Below are 17,807 nucleotides of genomic sequence, written 5' to 3' on the forward strand. Positions count from 1 at the left end.
ATGCCCTGTTCGCGTTCGGCGCGCAGGCCGTCGGTGAGCAGGGCGAGGTCGGGTGCTTCCTGGCCGCGGTTGCGGGAGGCGTGTTCGACGGCTTCGAGCTGGTCGGCGAGGACGGACTTGGAGTCGTGGAGCAGTCGGCCGACCAGGGTGGACTTGCCGTCGTCGACGGATCCGGCGGTGGCGAAGCGCAGCAGCGAGGTGGCGGTGTCGGTGAGCATCTAGAAGTACCCCTCACGCTTGCGGTCTTCCATCGCGGCCTCGGAGAGTTTGTCGTCGGCGCGGGTGGCGCCGCGTTCGGTGAGGCGGCTGGCGGCTATCTCGGCGATCACGGCGTGGACGTCCGCGGCGTCGGAGTCGACGGCGCCGGTGCAGGACATGTCGCCGACGGTGCGGTAGCGGATGAGCCTGCGCTGGACGGGCTCGTTGTCCCTGGGGCCGCCCCATGCGCCGGCGGTCAGCCACATGCCGTCCCGCCGGAACACCTCGCGTCGGTGGGCGTAGTAGATCGCGGGGAGTTCGATGCCCTCGCGTTCGATGTACTGCCAGACGTCGAGTTCGGTCCAGTCGGAGAGCGGGAAGACGCGGACGTGTTCGCCGGCGGCGTGGCGGCCGTTGTAGAGGGACCAGAGTTCGGGGCGCTGGCGGCGGGGGTCCCAGGCGCCGAACTCGTCGCGCAGGGAGAAGACGCGTTCCTTGGCGCGGGCCTTCTCCTCGTCGCGGCGGCCGCCGCCGAAGACGGCGTCGAAGCGGTTGGTCTCGATGGCGTCGAGGAGGGGGACGGTCTGCAGGGGGTTGCGGGTGCCGTCGGGGCGTTCGCGCAGCCGGCCGTCGTCGATGAAGTCCTGGACGTGGGCGACGTGCAGGCGCAGGTGGTGGCGGGTGGCGACGCGGTCGCGGTAGGCGATGACCTCGGGGAAGTTGTGGCCGGTGTCGACGTGCAGCAGGGAGAAGGGGATCGCCGCGGGGTGGAAGGCCTTGAGGGCCAGGTGGAGCATGACGATGGAGTCCTTGCCGCCGGAGAAGAGGATCACCGGCCGTTCGAACTCGCCCGCGACCTCGCGGAAGACGTGCACCGACTCGGCCTCCAGCGCGTCCAGGTGGGACAGCGCGAAGGGGTCCTCCGGAGTCCGCTCGGGGTCGCCGGTCTCGGCGGGGCCGCGCGTCGCGGTGGTCATGCCAGGCCCCTCTCGGTCAGGAAGGCGTGCAGTTCGGCGGCGGACTCGGCCACCTCGCGGCCCCGGGTCTGGATCCGTAGCTCCGGGTTCCGCGGTGCCTCGTACGGGTCGTCGACGCCGGTGAGGCCGGAGAGTTCGCCGGCGGCCTGCTTGGCGTAGAGGCCCTTGACGTCGCGTTCGGCGCAGAGCTCGACGGGGGTGGCGACGTGGATCTCCAGGAACTCCGTGCCGGCGGCGGCGTGGCGCTCGCGCACGGCTGCCCGGGAGTCGGCGAAGGGCGCGATCACCGGGGCGAGCACCTTCACGCCGTTGGCGGCGAGCTTCTGGGCGACGAAGCCGATCCGGGTCACGTTGGTGTGGCGGTCCTCGCGGGAGAAGCCCAGGCCCTTGGAGAGGAACTCGCGGATCTCGTCGCCGTCGAGGACCTCCACCCGGTGGCCCTCGGCGCGCAGCCGCCCGGCCAGGGCGAAGGCGAGCGTGGTCTTGCCCGCGCTCGGCAGCCCGGTCAGCCACACGGTGGCGCCGCGCTCGCAGGGGCCGGCCGCGCGGGCCGCCTCCGCGGCTGCGGCCGCGGCGGCCGGGGTGTGAACTGTGGTCACGGTGATGGTCTCCTGGGGCGAGTTGACGGCAGGTCAGGGCTGGACGCCGGCGCACTCCCGCAAGAACCAGGCCTCCCGGGCCGCCGGCGAAACGGAACCACCGCGGACACCCCGGCGGACGGCGCCGCCGTCCGCCGGGGTGGCGGGACCTCTCAGGTGGTGGCGAACTCGACCAGGGTCCGGCCGAGGACGTCCATGTCGATCCGGTGCCAGGAACCCGGCAGTTCGAGGGCCCGGCCGTTGGGCACGGCGGCCGCGGTCGCCCGGGCCGCCGCGCGGAGCCAGGCACTGGTGCCGGAGCTGTTGAGGACGAGGGTCTCCGTCCGGTACCCGGCCAGCCGGTCGGCGGGGATGCTGCAGTCGCCGCAGATCGTGGTGTCGTAGACGAGGGTGTGGGCGTTCGCCTCGTTCATCGCCCAGATCGGGCCCTGCCGCCATTCGGCGACGGTGTCGGGGGTCAGACCGAGGAACGCACCGAGGTAGTACTCGACGGCCTCGTCGCGGCGCCCCTCCTCCAGGGTGACCCGGAGCGTCTTGGCGAAGTTCCAGACCGGCTTGGGGAATCCGTCGACCCGGTAGAACGGTTCGTGCAGGGCCAGCTTGGTGATCGGCGCGCCGGCGAGGGCGGCCTCGATCGCCAGGTTCGCGCCGGAGGACCCGGCGAAGACCACGGCGGAGCCGCCGGCCTCCTCGATCACCGCCCGGAGGTCCTCGATCTCCCGCTCGACGGCGTACTCGGCGGCGTCGCCGCTCTCGCCGCGCCCGCGCCGGTCGTAGACATAGGTGGTGCAGTGCGGCGCCAGCTCGGGGACGAGGGCGTCGAAGATGGTGTGATCGCGGAACGAACCGTTGAGCAGCACGATCGGCGGGCCCTCGCCGGCCTTCTCATAGGCGATCGTCGTGCCGTCCCGGGAAACGACCTTGCGCATCACGCACTCCTCATGCCGAACGGAGGTGTTCTCACCTCGCCGTTGTCGGCATCCTTGGACGCGGCGGTGGACCGCCGGTCGAGGCCCGGTCGCGGGTGGGGAGCGCGCTCAGGAGAGCCAGCCGGCCTCCGTGGCGATCCGGACGGCGTCGATCCGGTTGCGGGCGTTGAGCTTCACCACGACGGTCGTCAGGTAGTTGCGCACGGTGCCGATCGACAGGTGCAGCTTGGCCGCTATCTCCCGGGGCTCGTCGCCCAGCGAGGCCATCCGCAGCACCTCTATCTCCCGTTCGGAGAGCGGGTTCTCGCCGATGTCCCAGGCGCTCATCGCGAGTTGGGGGTTGATCACCCGGCGGCCCGCGGCCACCTCCCGGACGGCCTGCGCCAGCCCTTCGGCCGGGGAGTCCTTGAGCAGGAACCCGGAGACGCGCGCGGACATCGCCCGGCGCAGGTAGCCGGGCCGGCCCAGTCCGGTCATGATCAGCGTGCGGCACTCCGGTAGCTGGTCGTGCAGGATCTCGGCCGCGGTGAGGCCGTCCATGCCGGGGAGGTCGACGTCCATGATCGCCACGTCGGGCCGGGACTTCAGTGCGGTGGGGACGATGAGGTCGCCGCGGTCCACCACGGCGACGACTTCCAGGTCGGGCTCCAGTTCGAGCAGCGTGACCAGGGCTCCCCGCACCATGTGCATGTCCTCGGCCAGGAGAATTCTGAGCCGCCGATTGTCCACCTATCCCCCTTTAATTGTGCTGATTCCCCAAAGTGTGAATGAGATTGTCAGGTCGTGGCATCCGCCTGCTGCACGATGACCGCTGAACCGTCCGACGCCGACAGGCCGAATTCCTGGAACACCTGCGGGCGGTCGGACGGATCGGGAGTGCCCAGGTGGCCGCGGTAGCCGCGGGCGACCAGCCGGACGTCGGCGAGGGCCTGGCGGGACACGTCGAGCACGGTGGTCAGTTCCTCCCTCGCCGGCTCCGGTGACTGCGGGAGCAGCCGGTGGATGAGTGCGCACTTCATCGTGACCTCGGACAGGCTCGACCCGAGCACCTCGTGCAGCTCGCGTTCCACGATCAGGCGCTCGCGGGCGACGGCCAGCTGCGCTAGCGCGCCCCTGGCCTCGTGCAGCTCGGTGACCAGCCAGTAGAGCGCGCTGAACCCGTAGAAAACCAGGCCCGCGACCAGTGAGGAGTCGGCCAGGTAGACGGTTTCGGACAACGGTTCGCCGGCCGCGACCGCCGCGGGCACGATGACCGCGATCGCGGCCGCGTACAACGGGACCCGCAGCCGGCCCGGCACGGTGATCAGCAGCGATCCGGCGAGGCAGCCCGCCATCGAGCCCCAGGGGGCGTCGAGCCAGAGCAACGGGGCGTAGGTGGCCGCGGCGAGCAGCGCCAGGGTGAGCGTCCGGGTGCGTACCGACCAGGTCCGCGAGCGGCGCAGCGAGTGGAACGCGTGGAGCGCCACGACACCGGCGAAACAGCCGAGGAAGGCGAGCATCGCGGGGCCGGACCGGGCCTGGCCCGCCGCGTTGATCACGGTGATCAGCGCGTAGCCGGCCAGCACGGCGACCAGCATGCCGCGGGCCATCCGCGGGGCCCAGGGGCTGGCGGCCATCGCCGGGTCCTCGGGCCGGGCCTCGGTGTGCCGGTCGTCGTCCCGGGCCGTGGCCGGGGCGTGCGCGAGGACCTCGAACCAGCCGTCGCCGGTGGGCCCGCCGGTGAGGTCGCCGCCGACGCCGCGCAGCCGGGTCGCCAGGTTGGCGAGCCCGCTGCCGCCCCCCGGCATGGTGTCCAGCCGCTCCTCGCCGACGCCGTCGTTGCGGATCCGCAGCGACACCGTCCCGCCCTCGCGGGTGGCGGTGACGCTGCAGTGCTGGGCCTTGCTGTGCCGCAGGGCGTTGGTGACGGCCTCGCGCAGCACGATGGCCAGCGCGGTGTCCACCTCGCGGGGCAGCGGGCCGCAGGTGAGGTCGGTGTCGGTGGTGATCTGCGCGGCGGTGAGGACGGAGACCGCGGACTCCGTCTCGGCGGCCAGCGACATGTCCCGGTAGCCGGTCGCGACCAGGCGCACGTCGGCGAGGGCCTCCCGGGCGATCCCGAGCACCTCGGCGACCTCGGACCTGGCCCGGTCGGGCGCGACCGGGACGAGCCGGTAGCCGAGCTCGGTCTTCAGGGTGATCGCCGACAGGCTGTAGCCGAGCAGGTCGTGCAGGTCCCCGGCCACCCGCAGCCGTTCCTGGACGACGGCCAGGCCGGCCAGCGCGCGCCGGGTGTTGCGGAGCTCGGTGACCAGGCCGGACAGCGAGCTGACGCCGTAGATGATGAGGCTGGCGAGCATCGTCGCGCCGGTGCCGTAGAGGGCGATGCCGGGCCCGGCGATCGCCACGACGGCGGGCACGATGGCCGCGGTGACCGCGGCGTACAGCAGCCAGCGGGCCCGGCCGGGCACGGCGAGCAGCACCGAGCCCGCGAGCAGTCCGGCCATCGCACCCCACGGGAGCCCCAGCCAGACCAGCGGCAGGTAGGTGACCGCGGCCTGCGCGGTGAGGGTGAGGACCCGGGTGCGGACCGGCCAGGTCCGGGGTCTTCGGGTGGAGTGGGCGAACTGGAGGCAGAGCACGGCACCCATGCCGACGGCCAGGACGGCCGTCCGTAACGGGTCGGGCCCCTGGTGGAGCACGTCCAGCACGGTGACCAGGGTGTGGCCGCCGAGCACCCCCAGGGTGACCAGCAGCGCCATGCGCTGCGCCCGCACGCCGGACTCGTGGTCGTGACCGTCGTCGTGACCGTCGTCCTGGCCTTTGCCGTGGGGCGCGTCGAGCATCGGCGTCTGCCTCCCGGTTCGACCTACGGTGTTTGAGAGCACGGGGAGTTGACCCGAGTTCTCCTGAAAAACCGCGATGATCTTACCGACGAAGCATCAGCTTGTCATGGGCGACAATCCTCACTTATCCGACCGGATAGACCGGCGCACATCACCACGCTGGGGGATCTACCAGTTCTATATGAATGATCTTCCCGACTTCCATGGACGATCTTCCAGATCTACAGGAACAGCGGAATCGGGTTGAGATTCTCGTAGTGGGTCGGGGCGTCCAGCAGGCCCGTGCGGACCGGCACGTCGAACAACCTGCCCGGGGCGAACCGCGCCCAGAAGTGCCGCAGGCCCGGGACGACGACCTTCACGACCGGAATTCCGAGATCCGGCCTCGTCTGGTCGAGCACCAGCACCTCCAGGCCGTGGCTGCGGGCCAGCGCGCAGAGGTGCTCCAGGTCCTCCCGGAGATCGGTGCGCGGGGTGTACGCGTAGTCCGCCGGGGTCCTCGCGGGGCGCCCGGGATCGGGTGCGAGATACGGCTGAGAATCGACCTTCGCCTCGCGCCACCACTCGAGGAGGTGGGCCGGCAGCCCCGGGGTGTAGCCGTTGGTCACGGCGGGCAGCATCTGGCCCAGTTCGGTCACGGCGCGGCTCAGCGCGACGGCGGGGTCCAGGTGCGCGCCGAAGCCGAGCACGATGTCCTCGGCCGGCCCGTCGACCCGGCGGGAGACCGCGGCCATCACCGGGACGCCCAGGTCGGAGGTGAGGTCCAGCACCCAGAGCTCACGGCCCAGTTCGCGGAAGCGCTCGGGCAGTGCGGCGACCCACGGGTCGCCGAAGGCGGTCGGGTCCACGGCCGCGTGACGGGTGCGGTTGTACCACCAGAGGGCGACGGCGTCGCGCTCGACCAGTTCGAGGAGGCCCTGCAGGGTGGCGTCCTCCAGGGTGCCGCCGGCGGCGTTCCCGTTGGAGTCGGCGAGGATCGAGGCCGGGGCGCCGTCGCCGTAGTACAGCATGGCGGTCGGCAGCAGCCGGTGCCTGCCCCCGGTGAGCGACCACACCGGCGTCCACTCGATCTCGGCGTCCTCGTCGAAGCGCTCGGGCACGTGCTGGAAGGGGATGCCCGGGGCGTTCCACTCCGCGCGGTCCCGGTACTGCAGTTCGTCGAACAGCATGCAGGCGCCCGGGTGGACGGCGTCGGCCGCGAGGTCGCGGTAGCTGCCGAGGACGGTCGCCTCGTCGCCGGCCCGCGAGGCGCTGTAGCGCTCCACCGCCTCGCAGAGCCCGCTGACCCGGGCGTCCAGGTCGGTGCGGCCCTTGCCGCCGCTCTGCATCCGCAGCCCGGCGCGCATCGAGGCCAGGCCGGCCTCGGTCAGCGCCAGGTTGGGGCCGCTCTGGTAGCAGTGCAGGAAGGACGGGCTGCGCGGGTCGCGGACCACCCGCTCGACGATCCCGGTGACCGGATCGGCGAGGTGGCCGAAACGCTCCCACATCTGCTCGGCGGACAGCACCCGGTGGCCGTTGCCGCCGGTGACGCCCTTCGGCCGGGAGGCCGGTCGGACCGGCTGCCGGGCCCGGTCGGCGATCAGACCGGGATCGCCGCAGTCCGGGCACTGCGGGCGCCGTGCGACGGGGTGGTGGGTGGCGCCGAGGACCAGCGTGTCCAGGGCCCAGAGCGCGTTCTGGCCGTCGTTGCGCACGCCGGCCAGCCATTTGACGGCCTCCAGCGCCGCCGTCTGGAGGCCGAGTTCGCGGGTCGCCGCGAGCGAGGCGTCCGGCAGCCGGACCGGGCCGGCCAGGCCCAGCGCGCGCCGCACGTGGCTCTCGCCGCGCCGGTGCGAGCGCAGTCGCACGGCCAGGCAGGACCAGCAGGGCCCGGCGCCCGGCCGGAAGACCGGGCCGACCAGGAGCTGCGCGCCGTACGGCTTGGCCGGCAGCCACGGCCGCCCGTCCGCGAGGCGGGCGGCGTTGAACTCGGCCAGGGCCGGGTCGAGGTAGTCGTCGCAGACGACCAGGGTGAACGGGGCCCCGGGGCCGCAGGTCAGGCCGGCCGCGCGGCAGGCCCGTTCGGCCGCGGCCGCGTCGGCCCCGCCGAGCGCGAGGACGGTGAGCGCGGCGTCCGTCGGGCCGCCGACCCCGGCGAGGTCCCAGTAGGCACCGGCCGCGGCGTCCTGCCGGCCGGTGTGGAAGCCGACCAGGCCGGCCGCGCCGAGCCGGTCGAGCATGCGGTCGAGGTCGGCGGCGGGGATCTGCGCCGCCGCCCGGATCTCGGTGAGGGTCCGTGAGCCGTCGAGCAGCGGGGCCACTTTCTGGATGGTGGATCCGGACAGTGCCGTGGTGCCGCGGGGGGAGACGAGGTAGACCGCCTCGCCCGGGACGATCTCGGCGCGCAGGTGGCGCCGGAATCCGATCGGCCGTTCGTCGGTGAGCACGGTGGCCGCTCTCTGCTACTGGGCCGAGTCGACGGTGACGATGAAACACCATCCGGTGACGACATCGGTGTTCTGGGTGGCGTAGTCCAGGTTCTCGATGACCAGGTCGTCGGTGCCCGCGGTGATCTGCATGGTGGTCGCCCTCCCGGTTCTGCCCCGCGGTCCGTCGCCGCGGTGAAGGAAGTCTCCAGCGATCCTCTAGCGAGACACCAGGCAGAGATTCACGTTCGCCGTGTGAATTCTTCATACCGGAGAGATGTGCAGCTCAGTGGGCAACTCCCGGCGCACTGTCCATGCTGGAGGGGAGACCGAAGGTTCGATGCCTGGAGGAACGAAATGTCCGAAGGCCCAAGAAGTCATGACCCCGCCAAATCCGGGCGCCGCCCCGGACCGCTGAGCATCGGGCTGCTCGGCTCGCTCTCCCTGCACCTCGACCGGACGCCGGTGACGATCAGCGCGCCCAAGCAGCGCCAGGTGCTGGCCATGCTCGCCCTGAACGCGGGCCGGGTCGTCACCGTACCAGCGCTCATCGAGGAACTGTGGGGGGACCGCCCCCCGCGCAGCCACGCCACCACCCTGCAGACCTACGTCCTGCAGCTGCGCAACGCGCTGGCGGCGGCGGACGCCGACCGCCCGGGCGTGCGGCAGATCCTGAGCACCCGTCACAGCGGCTACCTGCTGGAGGAAGGGGCCTGCGAGACGGACGTCGAGGGGTTCGAGCGCCGGGTGCGGGCCGGTCGGGCGGCCTCCGAGATGGGCGACCACCGCCGCGCCTCCGAGGAGCTGCGGCAGGCCCTGCACCTGTGGCGCGGGCCCGCCCTGGTGGACGTCCGCAAGGGCACCGTCCTGGAGATCGAGGCGGTGTCGCTGGAGGAGAGCCGGCTCGGTGCGCTCGAGCGGCGCATCGCCTCCGACCTCGCCCTCGGGCGCCACGCCGACCTGCTGGGCGAGTTGACCCGGGTGGTGGCCCGGAACCCGATGAACGAGAACCTCTGCGCCTACCTGATGATCGCCCTCTACCGGGCGGGCCGCGTCGGCCGCTCGCTGGAGGCCTTCCACCGCCTGCGGTCCGTGCTCAACCACGAACTGGGCGTGGAGCCCTGTCCGCGGCTGCAGCGCCTGCAGACGGCGATCCTGTCGGGCGACCCGGCGCTGGACGTCTGGTCGGTGTCGTGGTCCCCGGAGGAGTTCGCGGCGAGCCGGCTCGCCCGGGTCTGAGACCGCGCCGGCCGGGTGCGGCCGCCCGGCGCGAGGTGGAGGGGAGGGGCGGGAGGAGGGGCTCCCGGAGGGCTGCGCGAGGGCGACGGCAGGCTGCCGCCGCCCTCACGCACGTCCGGCCGCGGCCCGGCCCCCGCGGGTACTCCGGGCGGACGCCGACCCGCGGCCGATCCGCCGCCGCATGCCCCCGGCGCCCGCGGTGTGCAGCAGGATGGAGCGGCCGGGGCGGAAACCTTGTCGACGGGAGCGCACTGATGGTCGAGTCGTGGAGGTCCGGTCCGGCCGAGGTCCGGCCGGTCACCCTGGAGGCGGACGGACTGCCGGTCTCCGGACTGCTCGCCGAGCCGCCGGGAGGGCGGCCCCGGGCCGTGGTGGTCGCCCTGCACGGCGGTGGCATGAGCGCCGGCTACTTCGACTGCCGGGCGGTCGCCGGGCAGTCCCTGCTCGCCCTCGGCGCCGGGCTCGGCTGCACCGTGCTGGCGCTGGACCGCCCCGGCTACGGGGCCTCGGCCGCGCACCTGCCGGACGGGCAGGGCCTCGCCGAGCAGTCCGCGACGCTGCACCGGGTGCTGGCGGAGTTCGCCCGCCGGCACCCGGTGGGCGCCGGGTACTTCGTCGTGGCGCACTCCTACGGCGGGAAGCTGGCGCTGGCCGCCGCCGCCGACCCGGCCGGCCGCGACCTGCTCGGCCTGGACATCTCCGGCCTGGGCCACCGGCACGCCGTCGACCTGGAGCTGCTGCCCGGACCGGACCGCTCCGGCGAGTGGCGGCGGCACTGGGGGAGCACCCGGCACTACCCGACGGAGGCCTTCACGCTGGCCCGCGCCCTGGTCTCGCCGATGCCGCACCGTGAGTCCGCCGAGGTGCCGCGGTGGCCCGGGCTGCTGCCGGGGCTCGCCGCCCGGGTGCGGACACCGGTGCGGTTCACCTTCGCCGAGCAGGAGCAGTGGTGGCGGCACGACGAGGAGGCGGTGACCGAGCTGGCCGGCCTGTTCACCGGGACGACGGTGTGGGTGGACCGCCAGCCGGGCGCCGGGCACAACGTCAGTCTCGGCTGGGCGGCCCGCTCCTACCACCTGCGGGCGCTCGCGTTCCTGGACCAGTGCCTGCTGGCCGGGGCGGGCTGAGCGGCCGCCGGCGGGGGGAGGGCCGCCGCTCCGGGAGGGCTACTGGTCGAGGAAGGCGAGGACGGCCAGGACCCGGCGGTTGTCCCCGTCGGTGGGCAGCAGCCCGAGCTTGGTGAAGATGTTGCTGATGTGCTTGGCGACGGCCTTCTCGGAGATGAACAGCCCCTGGGCGATGCCGGCGTTCGAGCGGCCCTGGGCGACCCACTCGAGCACCTCCCGCTCGCGCTCCGAGAGGCTGCCGACGCTCTCGTCGCGCTCCTTGCGGATCAGGAGCTGGGAGATGACCTCCGGGTCCATCGCGGTGCCGCCGTCGGCGACCCGGCGGATCGAGTCCAGGAACTGCGAGCCGTTGGTGACGCGGTCCTTGAGCATGTAGCCGACGCCGCGGCCGCCGCTGGCGAGCAGCTCGCGGGCGTAGAGCGGCTCGACGTACTGGGAGAGCAGCAGGATGGGCAGGTCCGGCATGGTGCGGCGGGCGGCGAGGACGGCGCGCAGGCCCTCGTCGGTGAAGTTCGGCGGCAGCCGGACGTCGACGACCGCGACGTCCGGCTGCTGCTCGGTGAGGGCGGCGAGGAGGTCCGCCCCGTTGTCCACGGCGGCCACCACCTCGTGCCCGTAGGCCTGGAGGAGGCGGATCAGACCGTCCCTCAGGAGGAAGTGGTCTTCGGCGAGGACAATACGCACGGAAGCTCCATCGTCACCATGGTCGGGCCGTTCACGGGGCTGTTCACGGCCAGGACCCCGTCGAAGGTGCTGAGCCGTCGCTCGATGCCGCGCAGGCCGGTGCCCCGGGTGGCGTCCGCTCCGCCGCGACCGCTGTCGGTCACGGTGATGCGCAGCATGCCGTGATCGTAACGGATGTCGATCCAGGCCCGGTCGGCGCCGGAGTGCTTGGCGACGTTGGTGAGGATCTCCGAGATCGCGAAGTAGGCGGCCGACTCGACCGGCATCTCCGGGCGGCCCTGCAGGTCGACGACGACCTCGGTCGGGACGGGGCAGACCATGGCCAGGGCGCGGACGGCGTCGGCGAGCCCGCGGTCGGCGAGCACCGGCGGGTGGATGCCGCGGACCAGGTTGCGGATCTCCTCCAGGGCCTTGGAGGAGGACTGGCGGGCCTCGATCAGCAGCGCCCGGACGGCCTCCGGGTTGGTCTCCAGCAGGTGCTCGGCGGCGTCCAGGGTCATGCCCATCGCGACCAGCCGGGCCTGGGCGCCGTCGTGCAGGTCGCGCTCGATCCGGCGGATCTCGGCCATCTGGGTGTCGACGGCGGTGCTGCGGGTGGTGGTGAGGTGCTCGATCCGGCTGGCCATCAGCTCCTGCTCGCTGGGCGCCAGCATGGAGTGGGTGTACAGGGCGTGCTTGCGGACCGCGCGGGGCGCCATCCACAGCGCCAGCGGCAGCTGCAGCGCCCCGAGGACGCCGGCCAGCACCGCGGTGGCCTGACCGTCGATCGGGATGAACTGGTACCAGAGGCCGTCCCACTCGGTCGACAGCGGGACGCCGAAGAAGGCCAGGAAGATCCCCCAGAAGCCGCTGAGCAGCACCGCGATCGGCATGAAGGCGAGGAAGCCGCCGGCGATCGGGTCGGTGAGCACCCAGGCGAACTCCCGCCGGGTCTGCGGGTCGCTCATGATCCAGCGGTAGCGGGCGACCGCCCCCGAGGCGCCCTCGGGCGCCGCGGGCAGACCGGCCGGCGGGCCGGGGATCCGCACGCCGGCCCAGGCCTCGGACAGGGCGCGCTGACGGGCGGCCAGCGAGCGGACGCCCTCCATGGCCCGCGGCACCAGGCCGAGACCGGGGCCGACCAGGGAGATCGCGCCGGTGACGCCGAGCGACCGGCCGAAGGCCGCGACGGACATCCAGCAGAGGGACAACGCCCGCCGCAGACCGGTGAATCCGGCGGGGACGGAGAATCCCCTGATCTCGACCGCCGAGGGGCTTCCCCCGAGCTGCATCGTGCGGTCCATGACCCGCTCCTCTCTGGTGCCGTTCGCACTGCCCCGGCCGTGTGGCCGTGCGTCCATTCTGGCCGGGACGAGGGGGAGAAATCGGTAGTACTAACCCCCCTCTTGAGCGGCGCGAGGGGGAGGTTCCCCTACCTCGCGCCGCCTGCGCCCCCGGTCAGAAGCCGTCCGCGGCCGCCTCGGCGCCGGTTTCGGCCGCGACGAACAGCGACAGGGTGTCGGCCACGCAGACCGCGCTCGGCTGGCCCTCGACCTCCACGGTCATCCGGACCGCGGCCAGGTGGCCCATCGGGGTCTCGCGGACGCTGGTGACCTTGGCGCCGCCGCGCACCCGGGCGCCGACCGGGATCGGGCGGGCGAAGCGGACCTTGTCCAGGCCGAAGTTGACGCCCAGCTTGACGTCGTGGATCTCGAAGATCGCGCGCATCATCGCGGGCAGCAGTCCGAGCGTCATGTAGCCGTGGACGATCGTCCCGCCGAACGGGCCGGTGGCGGCGCGCTCCGGGTCCACGTGGATCCACTGGAGGTCGCCGGTGGCGCCCGCGAACCGGTCGACGCTGTCCTGGGTGACCTCGAGCCACTCGCTGTACCCGAGGTGCTCCCCGGTCGCCTCGGTGAATTCGGCCAGGCTGGCAAAGGATCTCATGCGGGTGATTCTGGGCGGCCGTCCACGGCGCCGACAAGGCGTTCGGGGCCCGCGGGGGCGTTCGGTCAGCGCGCCGTCAGCTGGCCGTCAGCGAGCGGGCGCGCGGGCCCCGGAAACGGCCGACGCCCGCCGGTGGTGGGGCACCGGGCGGGCGTCGGACGGTCGTGCGGGGCGGCTCAGCCGTAGCGCTTGAGCTCGTGGAAGAAGTCCGGGACGGTGTGCAGCTGCCCGCTCGCCAGGACGCGGTCGTAGACGTGCTTGGCGACGGCCATGTCGAGCACGCCGAGGCCGAACGGGGAGAACACCACCGGGCGGTCGGACGGCGGGGTGATGCCGCCGGTGAGCACGTCGTAGAGCGTGCCGGCGACGAAGTCGCGGTGGCCGACCTGCTGCTCGGCCAGGTGCGGCGAGGTGCCCGCCTTCATGCAGTGCTCGATGTCGTCGACGACGTTCCACGAGTCGAGGACGATCTCCGCGGACAGGTCGCGCAGCGAGACGTGCAGCACCAGCGGGTTGTGCGAGAACCACTGCGGGTCCGTCACGTGCGGCTCGCCGGCCACGGTGGCGAAGACCACCAGGTCGCTGGAGCGGATCAGCTGCTCGGCCTTGTCGTGGACGGTGATCGCGACGTCCTCGCCCTCGGCCCGGCGCAGGTACTCCGAGAAGCCCCGGGCGTGCTCGGCGGACAGGTCGTGGACGCCGACCTCGGTGAAGTCGAAGCCGTTGGCCGCCAGGTAGGTGTGCACGTACCGGGCGATCAGGCCGACGCCGAAGAAGCCGACGCTGGTGGGGCGCTCGCCGCGGGCGTCGGCCAGCCGGGCCGCCGCGAGGGCCGCGGAGGCCGCGGTGCGGGCCGCGCTGATGATCGAGCTCTCCAGGCAGGCGAACGGGTAGCCGGTCTCGGCGTCGTTGAGGATCAGCACGGCCGAGGCGCGGGGCAGGCCGGCCGCCACGTTCTCCGGGAAGCTGGAGATCCACTTGATGCCGTGCACGCCGACCTCGCCCTTGACCGAGGCCGGCAGGGCGATGATCCGCGAGGACGGGCGGTCGGGGAAGCGCAGGAAGTACGAGTCCGGGTTGACCGTCTGGCCCTCGCCGTGCAGCCGGTACGCGGCCTCGACCGTGGCGACGACCTCGTCCTCGTGCCCGTTGAGGGCCTCGTGCACCTGGGCGCCGGAGACCACGGCGAAGGGAGGTACCTGATTCATGGGAACACTGCTCCTGGTCGAACGGTCGGAACGGGGGCGGAACGGTCGGAACGGGGTGGGCGGCCGAGCGGTCCGGCCGGGGCGCTCCGCGCCCCGGCCGGCGCTCAGCCGATCCGGGCCAGGCCCTTGGCGCGCTGCCGGGCCCGCCCGCGCGAGACCACCATCGGGTCCCAGTCCGGGCCGCGCTCGGGCAGCCGCGAGGCGTCGCCCAGCACGGACCCGGCGAGCACCTCGGGCAGCAGGCCGCGCCCGATGATCTGCGAGGCGGCGGCCATCCCGCAGGTGGCGACGGCGCCCAGGCCGCTGCCGTAGCGGACGCTCTGGCCCACCACGTACAGGCCCTCGACGTCGGTGCGGACGTCGGGGCGCTGGCCCACGCCGCCCCAGCTGGCCATGCCGTACGGGGTGCCGCCGGTGCCGCGGATGTAGCGCTCGTGGCTGAGCGGCGTGGCCGTCTCCACGTGCGTGATCCGGTCCCGGAACGGGCCGACGACCTTCTCGGCGGTGGTCAGCATCAGCTCGGTGAGCTGCTGCTTGCGGGCGACGTAGGCGGCGTTGCGGCGGTACGGCTCGCCGTCCACCGGTCCGCCGCCGACGCCCCAGAACCCGTGGCCGGCCGGGCAGCCGGTCATCAGCTGGAAGTTGCTGTGGCCGGGCGGGCAGACCGCCGCCGCGCCCGGGTCCTTGAGGGAGGCGAAGGAGAAGGTGAGCTGCGGCACGGACTCCATCGAGCCGTCGCGCGCGTAGCGCTCCTGCATCGCCGCGTGCGCGGCCTCCATGTCGTCGCTGTCGTGCCACCAGATGTTGGCGTTCGGCAGACCCGGCAGTTCGGTGTCCAGCGCGACGTACACGGCGACGACGGCGCCGCGCATGGTCGCCGCGCGGGTCTTGGCGACCAGCTCGGCGGGGAATGCCTCCTCGCCGCCGCACAGGTCGAGCACGGTGCGCCGGTAGTCCGCGTTGGAGATCACCAGCGGGGCGGAGATCCGCGTCCCGTCGGTGAGTTCGACGCCGGTGGCGCGCCCGTCCTCGATCAGGATGCGGCGCACCTCGCAGCGGGTGCGCAGCTCGCCGCCGGCGGACTCCAGTGCCTCGACGAACGCGGCCACCAGCACCTGGCCGCCGCCCTCCGGGTAGTAGGCGCCGCGCAGGTAGTGGTCCAGCATGGCGGCGTGCTCGGAGAAGGTGATGCCGTCCGGCATGGTGCCGTAGTTGCCGGCCTGCGCCGCGACGAGGGTGCGCCCCTTGGGGGAGAGACCGCAGTGGTCGAGGGCCTGGGCGAGCGTCCGGCGGGTCCACCGCATGGTCTGCGGGGAGCGGCGGAACAGCTCCACCATCGAGGCGCCGTGCAGGCCGTCCCGGGTGGCGCCGGCCACCGCCTCGGCGAGGTCGACGAACCGGTCGATCCGGTCGGCCTCCTCCGGCAGTGCCTGGCGGAGCCGGTCCCGGTAGGCGTTCCAGCCGGCCGGCACGTCCACCGTGGCGGTGGGCGTGATGATCCGGTCGAACCCCTGCTCGTTGTCCATCGGGAGGAAGTTCACCCGGTCGCGGACGCCGAGGCCGGACAGGATCGCCGGGAACAGCCCGCCCGGGCCGCAGTCGCCCAGGTAGTGCGTGCCCACGTCGAACTCGTACTTGCGCCGGCGGCGGAACACGTGCGCGTTGCCGCCCGCGATGTCGTGCTGTTCGAGGACGAGCACGCTGCGCCCGTCCGCGGCCAGGTAGCCCGCGCTGACCAACCCGCCGAGACCGCTGCCGACGACGATCGCGTCGTAGTGGTCTCTGAGTCCCTCGGCCCCCCGCATGCGCGCCCCCATTCGCGTTGCTGCCATCAGAACGTGCCGCCGCCGTGGATCTCGAGGACCGAGCCGCTGATGTACGCGGCGCGGTCGGACACCAGGAAGGAGACCAGGTCGGCCACCTCCTCGGGCTTGCCGGCCCGGCCGAGCGCGACGTTCTTCAGCATCCGCTCCACCGCGGCCTCGGACATGTCGCCGACCATGTCGGTGGCGATCAGGCCCGGGGCGACCACGTTGGCGCGCACGCCGCGCGGGCCGCACTCCTTGGCGAGGGACTTGGTGAAGCCGATGATCCCGGCCTTGGACGCGGCGTAGTTGGCCTGCCCGAGGTTGCCGTAGATGCCCGACACCGAGGACAGGTTGACGATCGACCCGCTGCGGCGCTTGCTCATCGCGAACGCGGCGGCGCGGCAGACGTGGTAGACGCCGTCGAGGTTGGTCCGCAGGACCTGGTTCCAGTCGTCCTCGGGCATCAGGATCACCGGGCGGTCCCGGGTGATGCCGGCCGAGGTGACGGCGGCGTCGACCGGGCCGAGCTCGCGCTCGGTGCGGCCGAACCAGTCGCGGACCTGCTCCGGATCCGCGACGTCACAGGCCGTGGCCGTGATCCGGGTGCCGAACTCGCCGGCCTCCTTGGCGAGTTGCTCGGCCGCCTCGGCGTTCGAGCGGTAGCAGAAGGCGACGTCGTAGCCGTCCTGGGCCAGGCGCAGCACGATGGCCTTGCCGATGCCCCGGGACCCGCCGCTGACCAGCGCGATCACGCCTGTTCCCCGATCAGTCTGAGGACGGCGCAGCCCACGGCGCCGTCACGGTCGACGGCGGACACCAGGGCGATCCGGCCCCGGGCCGCCGGGTCGGCCTCGGCCACGCCGAGCACCGCCTGGATCTGGAAGGTCGCCGCGGCGGCACTGGTGTCGCCGATCAGCTCCATGGACGGGATCCGGCTCAGCGCCTCGGCCGGCAGCAGCGCGGCCAGCGCCTCGTGCTCGGCCCGGCCGGCCGCGGTGGGCGCGGCACACGGCACGGCGGCCCACACCTCGTCGGCGGTGACGCCGGCGCGGTCCAGGGCGCGCCGGACGCAGGCGGTGACGGCGGCCGCCGGGTCGTCGTCGATGTCGACGCGGGTCTCGACGGCCAGCACGGCGGCGATCGCCGGACGCTGGGCGGTGCCGGCGTGCTCGACCACGAACAGGCCGCAGCCCTCGCCGAGCAGCGGCGTGGAGTCGCCGGGGGCGACGGCGGTGTGCTCGATCCAGGCGTGCGCGGCCGAGAACTCCTCGGCGGAGCCGACCAGGTACTTGGTCGCCCGGCCCTGGCCCATCAGCCGGCGGGCGTAGCTGAGCGCGAGCAGACCGGAGACCCGGCCGCCGGCCACGGTGGTGTTGGGGCCCTTGAGGTCGTGCCGGATGGCGGTGGCGCCCGCGGCGTGGTTGAGGCTGCCGAAGGGGATCCGGCCGGCGTCGACGTGGAAGGGCAGCGCGTTGGTGTAGGACTGCTTGAGGAAGTTGGTGACGTTCTCCAGGCTGCCCATCGAGATGCCGAGGACCACACCGGTGCGGTCGTCGGTCTCCACCACCCGGTTGCCGTCGGCGTCCTGGAGCAGGCCGTCGGAGGCGACCAGGGTCAGGGCGGTGAGGCGGTCCATCTTGGCGGTGCCGCTCGGGCCGAGCAGGCCCTTGATGTCGAAGCCGGGCACCAGGCAGACGTCGGGCGAGGGCAGCGGGCCGAGGTCGGCGTCCGCCTTGACGGCGGTCTTGGCCCCGGCGCGCACGCCGGCCGCGAAGTCCTGGCGGGTCAGGCCGTACGGCGACACGGCCGACCAGCCGGTGATGACGAGCGTCTCCGGCGGCAGGGCCGCCGGGGTGGCTGCGCTTTCCAATGAACTCGTCAT

The 17,807-nt window shown here is 73.1% G+C and carries 16 protein-coding genes; 2 read left to right on the forward strand and 14 right to left on the reverse strand.

Annotated features, from left to right (window positions below):
- The 7 genes from ACFYUY_RS39095 to ACFYUY_RS39125 all read right to left on the reverse strand — a co-directional run.
- Window positions 1-218: GTP-binding protein (locus ACFYUY_RS39095; RefSeq protein WP_387908141.1), on the reverse strand; the 218-nt coding region annotated here is incomplete at its 3' end.
- The gene (cysD, locus tag ACFYUY_RS39100; RefSeq protein ID WP_387908143.1) at window positions 219-1,175 is read right to left on the reverse strand and encodes a sulfate adenylyltransferase subunit CysD; all 957 of its coding nucleotides are present in this window, start codon (window positions 1,173-1,175) and stop codon (window positions 219-221) included. It lies immediately after the preceding gene.
- On the reverse strand, window positions 1,172-1,774 hold the full coding sequence (gene cysC / locus ACFYUY_RS39105; RefSeq protein ID WP_387908145.1) for an adenylyl-sulfate kinase: 603 nt from the start codon (window positions 1,772-1,774) through the stop codon (window positions 1,172-1,174). Before cysC ends, cysD begins: the two co-directional genes overlap by 4 nt.
- 152 nt (window positions 1,775-1,926) lie before the next feature.
- Entirely contained in the window at window positions 1,927-2,703 is a 777-nt protein-coding gene (locus ACFYUY_RS39110) for an alpha/beta hydrolase (RefSeq protein WP_360221060.1), read from the reverse strand.
- 108 nt (window positions 2,704-2,811) lie between these two features.
- Window positions 2,812-3,432 (reverse strand): response regulator transcription factor, encoded by a 621-nt coding sequence (locus ACFYUY_RS39115; protein WP_360221063.1) that lies wholly within the window; start codon window positions 3,430-3,432, stop codon window positions 2,812-2,814.
- A 47-nt stretch (window positions 3,433-3,479) separates the two neighbouring features.
- Complete coding sequence (locus tag ACFYUY_RS39120) at window positions 3,480-5,528, reverse strand: histidine kinase (RefSeq protein WP_360221066.1); 2,049 nt, start codon at window positions 5,526-5,528, stop codon at window positions 3,480-3,482.
- 221 nt (window positions 5,529-5,749) lie between these two features.
- Complete coding sequence (locus tag ACFYUY_RS39125) at window positions 5,750-7,954, reverse strand: TOMM precursor leader peptide-binding protein (RefSeq protein WP_387908149.1); 2,205 nt, start codon at window positions 7,952-7,954, stop codon at window positions 5,750-5,752.
- A gap of 336 nt (window positions 7,955-8,290) precedes the next feature.
- Between ACFYUY_RS39125 and ACFYUY_RS39130 the strand changes: the two genes are divergently transcribed.
- Both ACFYUY_RS39130 and ACFYUY_RS39135 read left to right on the forward strand, forming a co-directional pair.
- Window positions 8,291-9,172, forward strand: a complete 882-nt coding sequence (locus tag ACFYUY_RS39130; protein WP_360221072.1) for an AfsR/SARP family transcriptional regulator — start codon at window positions 8,291-8,293, stop codon at window positions 9,170-9,172.
- Between the two features lie 254 nt (window positions 9,173-9,426).
- Entirely contained in the window at window positions 9,427-10,299 is an 873-nt protein-coding gene (locus tag ACFYUY_RS39135; protein WP_360221075.1) for an alpha/beta fold hydrolase, read from the forward strand.
- A 39-nt stretch (window positions 10,300-10,338) separates the two neighbouring features.
- Here ACFYUY_RS39135 and ACFYUY_RS39140 read toward each other — a convergent pair whose 3' ends face one another.
- From ACFYUY_RS39140 to ACFYUY_RS39170, 7 genes are all read right to left on the reverse strand, one after another.
- The gene (locus ACFYUY_RS39140; protein ID WP_360221078.1) at window positions 10,339-10,983 is read right to left on the reverse strand and encodes a response regulator transcription factor; all 645 of its coding nucleotides are present in this window, start codon (window positions 10,981-10,983) and stop codon (window positions 10,339-10,341) included.
- The gene (locus ACFYUY_RS39145) at window positions 10,947-12,266 is read right to left on the reverse strand and encodes a histidine kinase (RefSeq protein ID WP_360221081.1); all 1,320 of its coding nucleotides are present in this window, start codon (window positions 12,264-12,266) and stop codon (window positions 10,947-10,949) included. The genes ACFYUY_RS39140 and ACFYUY_RS39145 overlap by 37 nt, the downstream gene beginning before the upstream one ends.
- A 154-nt stretch (window positions 12,267-12,420) precedes the next feature.
- On the reverse strand, window positions 12,421-12,918 hold the full coding sequence (locus tag ACFYUY_RS39150; RefSeq protein ID WP_387908168.1) for a MaoC family dehydratase: 498 nt from the start codon (window positions 12,916-12,918) through the stop codon (window positions 12,421-12,423).
- 167 nt (window positions 12,919-13,085) lie between these two features.
- A complete protein-coding gene (gene sbnB, locus ACFYUY_RS39155; protein ID WP_387908154.1) occupies window positions 13,086-14,117 on the reverse strand; it encodes a 2,3-diaminopropionate biosynthesis protein SbnB in 1,032 nt (343 codons plus the stop codon).
- A gap of 104 nt (window positions 14,118-14,221) precedes the next feature.
- Window positions 14,222-15,922 carry an NAD(P)/FAD-dependent oxidoreductase gene (locus tag ACFYUY_RS39160; RefSeq protein ID WP_360221090.1) on the reverse strand — a complete coding sequence of 567 codons (1,701 nt, stop codon included), beginning with the start codon at window positions 15,920-15,922 and terminating at the stop codon, window positions 14,222-14,224.
- 26 nt (window positions 15,923-15,948) lie between these two features.
- Window positions 15,949-16,677 carry a 3-oxoacyl-ACP reductase FabG gene (gene fabG, locus ACFYUY_RS39165; RefSeq protein ID WP_360221093.1) on the reverse strand — a complete coding sequence of 243 codons (729 nt, stop codon included), beginning with the start codon at window positions 16,675-16,677 and terminating at the stop codon, window positions 15,949-15,951.
- Window positions 16,674-17,807 (reverse strand): beta-ketoacyl synthase N-terminal-like domain-containing protein, encoded by a 1,134-nt coding sequence (locus tag ACFYUY_RS39170; RefSeq protein ID WP_360221096.1) that lies wholly within the window; start codon window positions 17,805-17,807, stop codon window positions 16,674-16,676. Before ACFYUY_RS39170 ends, fabG begins: the two co-directional genes overlap by 4 nt.

This window comes from Kitasatospora sp. NPDC004745, assembly GCF_042873275.1.
In the GTDB taxonomy this organism is placed as follows: domain Bacteria; phylum Actinomycetota; class Actinomycetes; order Streptomycetales; family Streptomycetaceae; genus Kitasatospora.

Bases quoted from the DNA above. Each gene is read 5' to 3' on its own strand.
- cysD (WP_387908143.1), bottom strand. From the start codon at position 1,175: ATGACCACCGCGACGCGCGGCCCCGCCGAGACCGGCGACCCCGAGCGG.
- ACFYUY_RS39110 (WP_360221060.1), bottom strand. From the start codon at position 2,703: ATGCGCAAGGTCGTTTCCCGGGACGGCACGACGATCGCCTATGAGAAG.
- ACFYUY_RS39120 (WP_360221066.1), bottom strand. From the start codon at position 5,528: ATGCTCGACGCGCCCCACGGCAAAGGCCAGGACGACGGTCACGACGAC.
- ACFYUY_RS39130 (WP_360221072.1), top strand. From the start codon at position 8,291: ATGTCCGAAGGCCCAAGAAGTCATGACCCCGCCAAATCCGGGCGCCGC.
- ACFYUY_RS39135 (WP_360221075.1), top strand. From the start codon at position 9,427: ATGGTCGAGTCGTGGAGGTCCGGTCCGGCCGAGGTCCGGCCGGTCACC.
- ACFYUY_RS39145 (WP_360221081.1), bottom strand. From the start codon at position 12,266: ATGGACCGCACGATGCAGCTCGGGGGAAGCCCCTCGGCGGTCGAGATC.
- sbnB (WP_387908154.1), bottom strand. From the start codon at position 14,117: ATGAATCAGGTACCTCCCTTCGCCGTGGTCTCCGGCGCCCAGGTGCAC.
- ACFYUY_RS39160 (WP_360221090.1), bottom strand. From the start codon at position 15,922: ATGCGGGGGGCCGAGGGACTCAGAGACCACTACGACGCGATCGTCGTC.
- ACFYUY_RS39170 (WP_360221096.1), bottom strand. From the start codon at position 17,807: ATGACGAGTTCATTGGAAAGCGCAGCCACCCCGGCGGCCCTGCCGCCG.